4 protein-coding genes are annotated in these 7,391 nt (G+C 59.0%); all 4 read right to left on the bottom strand.

Translation table 11 applies throughout. The features are described from left to right. Positions 1-1,379 precede the first annotated feature (1,379 nt). The 4 genes from ACLFKU_RS41930 to ACLFKU_RS41945 are packed head-to-tail and all read right to left on the bottom strand — an operon-like array spanning position 1,380 to position 6,849. Positions 1,380-2,792, bottom strand: coding sequence for a hypothetical protein (locus tag ACLFKU_RS41930; RefSeq protein WP_410853155.1), 1,413 nt, complete (start codon positions 2,790-2,792; stop codon positions 1,380-1,382). Further along, positions 2,789-3,961: a radical SAM protein gene (locus tag ACLFKU_RS41935; RefSeq protein ID WP_410853156.1), complete on the bottom strand. Its 1,173-nt coding sequence runs from the start codon at positions 3,959-3,961 to the stop codon at positions 2,789-2,791. The genes ACLFKU_RS41930 and ACLFKU_RS41935 overlap by 4 nt, the downstream gene beginning before the upstream one ends. Positions 3,962-3,994: 33 nt before the next feature. Next, positions 3,995-5,851: a RiPP maturation radical SAM C-methyltransferase gene (locus tag ACLFKU_RS41940; protein ID WP_410853157.1), complete on the bottom strand. Its 1,857-nt coding sequence runs from the start codon at positions 5,849-5,851 to the stop codon at positions 3,995-3,997. Positions 5,852-5,853: 2 nt separating this feature from the next. Further along, positions 5,854-6,849, bottom strand: coding sequence for a radical SAM/SPASM domain-containing protein (locus ACLFKU_RS41945; protein WP_410853158.1), 996 nt, complete (start codon positions 6,847-6,849; stop codon positions 5,854-5,856). Positions 6,850-7,391 lie beyond the last annotated feature (542 nt).

Consider the following 7,391-nt stretch of genomic DNA (forward strand, 5'->3'; position numbering starts at 1 on the left):
CAAATTCCCATATTCAGGTTGTTGAATGTGACAAGGCAGAGAAGAGCTTTGCCATCCACTACATTGCCGATTTACGTCCGGCGGACGGCGACACGCGTCGCACTTGATGACTTGTGTTAGCGGCTCTTAACCCGCGGGGCTCGCCAACCGATTTCTCCCGAACCATCGAATCGGTGGTCTCGACGATTCGGGTCATTTTCACTAGGGGTCGTGAAACGCGCCCCCCCTTGCAGGCTGATGAAAGATTATTTCGAACAGCGCCGTCGTCGACCGCGCGCACTATCGGATCGGATGCTCGCGACGCCGCGGCCTATTCGGTTGATGCCACATTGCAAAGCGGATGGTCAAAGTGATGCACCCTTTGATGCGGCATGACCACCCAGTTGCACTGCATGAGACTAACGAGCGACTATGTTTCCTCGGAACGCGTAGGAAACCTATTTGGAGGGATTTGCGCAGTTCCCAGATGGCTAAAGCGGACCCACATCGAACGAGCGACACACATAAACGCATCGCTCTGCAGCGATACATTAGCCCTCGCGCGCCGCAAACCCGGCACCCCTCCCTTCTGTCAGTTTTGTCAGTGCTCCGAGGGTGCGTGCAGAGAAAAACGCAGCCCGAAACGGCCTCGCCGCGCCATCCAAAACCGACGATTCGTAGCTTATGTGTCGGCAAGAGCAACGCCTCAGACGCGGTTGGCGCCGGCCATCGAGGAGCCGCTCGAGTTAGAGCACCCAGGGCGTGAGTTCAATTCGCACCGTTTTCGTCGGCGTCAAGGCGTCGCATCGTCTCGCCGCAATTCCATGGTAGTTTGCCGTTTCGTCGACTACAGGAAAAGCATGCAATCCACGGGCGGAAACTCGCGCTACCCACCTTGAAATTTTCCCCGTGCATCTATTTCTAGATCCGCTCAGGTAGTCGCGCCCGCTGTACGGCGCGCTGCTTGCCACCAAAAACCGAAGGCCTCCCGGCGCCATCGGCCGGTCGATGTTTCCAATATTGACGCATTCAACAATCCGCGTGACATGCCTGCGCATTTATGGCGACTCTTTGGAGCCCGACGATTTCTGCGGCCATCGCGCATCGTGCACGCCAAGGCAAAACTCAAGGGAGCGCGCCATTCATATTTCTGTGCTTTGATGCCTCGGTGCTCGTCTGAAGGCATGAAGAAAGAGCTTATGGAGAAACATGTTGCGAGCATGGACGGTTAGTTGCGATTCTGACGAAGACAATGAACGCCTGGAAGCGTGGCGATATGCTTCGGATCGCCGATCAGTTGCCAGGGATCGCGGAAAGCCTCGCGCGCGAAAGGGAGAGCAGAAATTGCCGCGGTGATCATTCAACGCCCATAGCGCTGACCGCCTGAGGAGCGGTACCGCCTATATGAATCCCACGACCCTTGCTGAGACCCGCCGAGCATGCCCGGCATCGACCCCGAGTCCCGCGGCCGCAGCAAGGTGGTCGATATCGCAAAAACGAGCGAGCGCGCGATCCGTTGCGACTATAACGATGGCATCCGCTCGCATGGCGGCTAACCCTGCAAAAAGCTCTTGCCGGTTTTCGATCGAGGTATCGGCCAGGCGTTCAGGGTCCAGCAGAACCATCCCTGCCCGTGCCCGAAATTGCACCAGCGCGCCGGGTTTCGTGATCCAGTCCCCTATCGCGAGCGCCGCGCTGTTGCCCAGTCGCTCGCGCGCGTTCGACACGAGGGCGGGCGATGGGTCGATTCCCGCTATCTCACGCGAGGGCCGCATAAGTGCGGCGAGTTCAAGGAGTAAACCCTCTCCGCAATCGAGGTGGACAACGGGGCCGGAGGTTCGCGCAAGCAACGATGATTGTTCCCAAACCACCGTGCTCCAACGAGATCTCCTTGCAAATTCATCGGCGAATTGCCCGTCGCAGCATTCCTGTATGGACTCTGCGATCGCGGGCGAGGCATACCACCGCCTACGGGGGCCGGCCAAGGCCACCGCCTGCCGTGCAACTCGCCCCGGTGCGCGGTAAGCGAAGCGCCATTCGGGTGTCGTGACTTCGACGATGCCCGAGCGGACGGTAGCGCGCGTTGGCATGTCGCTCCATGTTTCCCAAAGCGAAGCCTCTCCCGCAAATCCGATTTCCTTTGCCAAATCGGAGAAGTGCGATACGGCGTGGCTCGACGCAGTACAGGTGGGGCTGCAAGGCACGTGACGCAGTGGTCCTATTCCTAGCGTGGCCAGTGCTGCCAGCGGGGATATCGGTCCATTTTCCGCCAGTGTCTTCGCGATCGCATCGCGCCAGCCGGCGTTCAGTGCCTGCGACCACGCTTGCGCGCAACAGGCTGGGAATCCCCGGTCGAGCAATAGTGAAGGAGACATGGAATCGAGCGATGTTTCCTGTGGGCCATCTTTCCGATTTGCTTCGATCAGGAGACAGTAAACAGCGAATTCGCGAGCGTCGCATTCTGTGCCGTCCTGCATCACCGGGACGTGCAGTAGAGCGTCCGGTGCGGTTTCGCGCACCGATACCAATAAGTCCGCGTGCTTCGCATGGTCGAGTACCGCCTGCAGCGACGCAAATGGCGCCCAAACGAGCGTCGCCCCCACGATCCCGCGCCGAACGGCTTCGAGCTCGGTCGACAGCGTCGCTTGCGCGGAGCGTTGGAAACTGGCGTCCCATCGGGCTTGCGCCTCTTGGCTTGTGAAATTGACACGCGCCCGCGCGTGGGCCGACAGGTGCCTATGCGTATCCATAGCCATTTCCGTTTGCGGAACAAGCAGCCTCGGCCAGTTCAGCGATATCGCGGATGCATTCATGATCGAGGCGCCTCGTCGCGCACATCGTCCAGCAACTCTTCGAGCAAAGGCTCCTCCCCGACGGACCATGCGTCGATCATCATTGATTCGAGGCGTATTCGACTCGCTGAAACGCTCAGGGGTGGCCTCCCGCCGGCCGCCAACCCGCGCTCGGCATCTTCGAACAGTCCGTACCAGACGGCGCAGTCGCTCGATCGCAAGCGCCAGTCCCCATCGATCGCGGTGCCGGGACAATTGCCTTTGCACATCAAGAAGAAGCGGCAGCCTGCGCAGCCGCCGTCCGATCGAGCCGTTTCATACAGCGCCAATTGCCGTTCGAAGCCTCGACGCCGTGCCGGCAGATAGGCGATCCCTTCCTTGTTCGTTCGTCCACAATTGGAAGGTGTGCCGTCGCCTTCCACACCAATGACCGCGCGCGTCGAGTAGGCGTCGCAAGCATGGAATACGCACGCCGCGGCCGAATCGTGGCCTCTCAACATTGCCTCGATTTCCTTGAAGACATCGAAACGAATCGACGCGAGCGATGCTTCCAGTTCACGTAGCGTCCGCATGGCAATCAACTGTTCTTCGACAGTCATTTGCAAGTGTGCGGTCTGTTCCGCGTTGTCTCGTTCGAGCAAATGCAATCGCACGCGTTCGCCCCCCAGCCGATCAAGAAACTGCAGCCACTTGCAAAGCCGCTTCAGCCGTTCGCCCGCCGCGTTGAGCCGATGCAAGGTAACGATGACCCTCGGGGGCGTACCATCGCGGCAGAGCCGCTCGATGACGGCCTCCGTCATCGCCGTCGCCCGCCGCGTCGAGATCAACGTGCCGGCCCAGCGCTCATCGTTCATTTCTCCAGGGCCGTCGATCGATACTCCGACGTTTACCGAGTAGGAGGAAAAAAGCGCGAGATCGGCTTCTCGTACCAAGGTGCCGTTCGTCTGCATGCCGACGGTTCCGTGACGATCGTAGCCGAACTCGAGCAGGCGTCGCAGATCGGAGCGCTTGGTCAGCATGACCTCGCCGCCGAAAAGACTGAACGGCACGCCGATTTCTTCGAGCTTGCCGATGACGGCGTCGACGTCATACTGAGGTTTGCGTGTTTGGCTCTCGCGAGCGGCCTGCTGATAGCAGTACTTGCATTGGATGTTGCATTTGTCGCCCAGCGGTCTTACTTCCACGGTCATTGTCGGCCTCCTATGGACAGGCGCTAAGCAACACTACGCGAGATAGCCGAACGGAAAATCCGCGCGTGCTTGCTCATCGACTTCTTCCTTTCCGGCCATCGCGGGTAGAGACAGCGAGCGCCGCCCATGCTGCAGCAAGTATCCTCGGGAACGCAGCGATGCGAACGCGGACTCGACCGCGCCGTCCGACAGACGAGCCGCCAATTTTTCGAGGTCTTTGTCGACGCGAGGCGAGCGGCATAAATCGAGCACGGCTACTTCAGCTTCGTTGGCAAAATAAAACGGTTCGCAGGCTACGCTGCGGGAATCTTCGATCAAGTAGCCACTGTCTATCGGGAACGCACGCAACACAGGCGGCTCGGGCTCGTCGAACCAGCGCGCACGCCAACGCTTGACTGCCGTGCGCAGCTTTTCCAAATCCAGTTCGGTGGCAGACGAGGGGGCCTCGCCGTCGAAGAAATAAGCGAGGTTCGAAAGCGCTTCATCGGGAATCTGATAGATCTCAGCATAGGACCTGAACGGACGGACCGAACGAAAACCGATCATCTCCGCTTGTTCATAGTTCGGGCTGAATCGATCGAGACGGATGCGGCCGCACGCGACCGGGGGCTGCAAGTGCTCGAGCAACGGTACGATTTCGGCTGCGGCGTCGTATTCCTCGGAAGGCTCCTCCGGAAATCCGTACAGAATCGACCAGATCACGCCCAAGCCGAGTTCGCGGCAATTTCTGAGCAAGCGGACATTCAGCAAACGATCCACGCCTTTTCTCATCAGCCGGAGAATCGGATCCGAGAGGTTCTCTATGCCCGGTTGAACCCACGTCACTCCGGAGCGTGCCAAGGTCCTCAGCTTTTCTTCGTCGAAGTTGGACTTAATCTCGTAAAACAAGTTGAGCCCGCGATGCTCCCCTACCATCGGTTCGAGGACGTTCGCAACATGCTTGGGGCTTAATATATTGTCGGTTGCTGCCATGCGCGCTATCGCATGCCGCACAACGAGCGTTTCGAGTTCGTCGAGTAAGCGGCTCGGTGATTTCTCGCGGAAAGTCATGCCCTCGCCGTTCAACCCGCAAAAGGTGCAATGATGCTTTTGCCCCCACCAGCAACCTCTCGACGATTCGAACGGGATGGATGGGCGCACCCTATAGTGCTCCTCCAACTCGGATAGTTGGGCAAAGTAATCGCTGTAATCCGGAACGGGCAGTTCGTCTAAATCCCGAGTCGGACTGGTGGCGACGACGCCATTGCGCGGCGCGAGCGAAAATTCGGCGCCGTGCCGAGCGGCGTTTCGTTGCAGAAGTTCCTTGACAAACGGTGCGAACGTTTGATCGGCCTCGCCGGTGAAAACGTAGTCGATTTGCGGGAAATGCTCGCGGAGCACGGTGCCCATTGGACCATGACAATTCGCTCCGCCGAAGCAGACGACGGTGTCCGGACTCGAAGCCTTGACGGCAGCGGCGATCGCGAGCGAAGCGGCCGTCTGCTCGAACATCGTTGTGAATCCCACTACGCGCGGCCGAGACGCCATGATTTTCTCTGCCGCGAAACGCACGAAGGCCTGCGCGTATTGGCCACGCAGTGCGTCGAGATCGCCGATACCTGCTTTGTCGAGCGCACTATGGCGTTCACGCTCGTACGTTTGATCCACAGGGCGAATCCGGTCCGTACGGAGCGCTTCGGCGAAGAACCAATCGCCGATCAGCAAGTGACTGGGTAATCCGCCGGCAAGGCACTCATTCAAATCGAGTCCTATCCACTGCGCGAATGTGAGGTTCAGGTAGAGCGACGACGCACTCAGGCCCGCGCGTCTCAGAGTCGCCTGCAGCAAGCCCAGCGCAGCGGAGGGGCGCACTACCGACACGACCGGCGCCGATAATAGCAAGACGTCCATCGTTATTCCCGCGCCGTGGCTATTCGACGACGCTGCGTCGTGAGTTTGACCGGTTTGTCTCGCCGCTCGGCGAACGCTCGGGCTTGCGAGAGCAAATGGATCGACGAGTACAGGCGGTCGCATGCCGTGCATACGCCGTCGAAGTCTTCCCGTTCGAGCGGGACCGGATCGTCCGCGGTTGTCTGGACGAGCACTTCCACGGGGCCCTCGCTGCCGATCCATTGAAGGAGCGCATCGTCATCGGCTTGCCATATCGCGCGATTCAGGCCGCCCTCTCGAATGTGCCCTACGACCATGCTTTCGCTATGAGGCAGTACACCGCAGCACGGATACACGTTTCCTTCGGGGTTGACCTGAAAATTGCGGAGAACCGACGTGCACGGTCCACGATAGGCATACTCCCAGCGCTTGCGCAGTTCGGCCCGGTCGGCCTCGATGTCGGCGGCGCGTCCCGTCGAATTGATCGCCGTTTCGTAGATTTGAACGCTATCGTCAAGCGCTAGGGCAGTGCGCAACGACTCGGCTGTGATCTTTGAATCGGGCTCAATCACCACGGCAATTCTCGCTTTCACCCCTGTGTCGATCGCTGCCGAGACGGCGTTAGCGATGTGCGAGATCTTCAGGAATTGCGCATGGGCATCGTCGTACGAGAGCGTTACCTCCGAGAGGCCCACCGCCTTGAGCGTTGACACCACATCCTGCGCGCGCTCACGGGATTTGGCCCAAAACGCGCTCGTGGTGATGCCCGTGCGCAGGCCTAGCCCGGCCGCGTGCTCGATTGCCTCACGAACGAGCTCCGGATGCAGGAGCGGATCGCCGCCGACGAAATGAACCGCGTCGAAAATGTATGCGGCCGCAGCCTGTGAAATCGCGGCTTTGACATCATCGAGCGACAAGTGCCCTCTTTTTGCCATATCCGACGAGTAGCAGCAGTGAGCGCAGTTCAATGGACAGCGCAATGTGACATTGATGACAAGGGCGACTGGATCGTTCTTCATCGGCGTTCTCGCGGATATACGAAACTAATCCACTGAACCAGCCGAATTGACTCGGATTCGCCGCGATGGATTACAATACTTCCATTTCAACGGGATCACCCACTTGGTGTATTGACGGGTGTATCTCATGAGCTTTTCTGTCGAGACTCCTTAGTACCATCGAATAAACCACGCACAATCACGTCGCGCAGGCGAGATCAACCGCGCACGCCTCACCAGGCCGAGGGCCATCGTGAGGCTGCGCTGCATCGACATCAGCTCTTCGCGCTCGCCTTCACTGAATTTGATTTTGCGCATGCAACTTTAGACCGGTGCAATTTCATTGGTTCAATGGACGAGTTCGTTGCGAATCGGCGAGAGCCTCGACTAACAAGCGGCGCTCGAAAACTGCCCCGTACCGCTCCTGCTATTCGATTAACAGGCTGTTGAAATACCCCTCGCCGGCGAGCAGCACTTCATTTCAATGAGTCGCTGCGCCGGTTTGTGATGTCGATTTGATGCTCAATGCCTTTTATTCAGGTGGAACCAATGCCATCTCCTGG

The organism is Paraburkholderia sp. EG304 (assembly GCF_046543485.1).
Taxonomy (GTDB): Bacteria; Pseudomonadota; Gammaproteobacteria; order Burkholderiales; family Burkholderiaceae; genus Paraburkholderia; species Paraburkholderia youngii.